Raw genomic sequence first — 370 nt, forward strand, 5'->3', positions numbered from 1 at the left:
CCGCAGCGCGGTCGCCGATATCAGCCAGGAAGCCGCTGCCGAAGCGGCGGTACAGGCCACCGTCGCCGCCTTTGGCGGTTTGCATGGGTTGGTCAACTGTGCCGGTGTGGTGCGGGGCGAGAAAATCCTCGGCAAAAATGGCCCGCACGTGCTGGCCAACTTCGCCCAGGTGATCAACGTCAACCTGATCGGCAGTTTCAACCTGCTGCGCCTGGCTGCAGCGGCTATCGCTGAAACCGAGGCGAATGCCGATGGCGAGCGCGGTGTGATCATCAATACCGCTTCAGTGGCAGCGTTTGACGGCCAGATCGGCCAGGCGGCCTATGCCGCGTCCAAGGGCGCGATTGCCAGCCTGACCCTGCCGGCGGCC

At 65.1% G+C, this 370-nt stretch carries 1 protein-coding gene; it reads left to right on the top strand.

The features are described from left to right. The coding region (locus HX846_RS38080; RefSeq protein WP_178967561.1) for an SDR family NAD(P)-dependent oxidoreductase at positions 1-370 on the top strand (370 nt) is incomplete at both ends.

This window comes from Pseudomonas sp. K5002 (genome assembly GCF_013386655.1).
Classification (GTDB): Bacteria; Pseudomonadota; Gammaproteobacteria; order Pseudomonadales; family Pseudomonadaceae; genus Aquipseudomonas.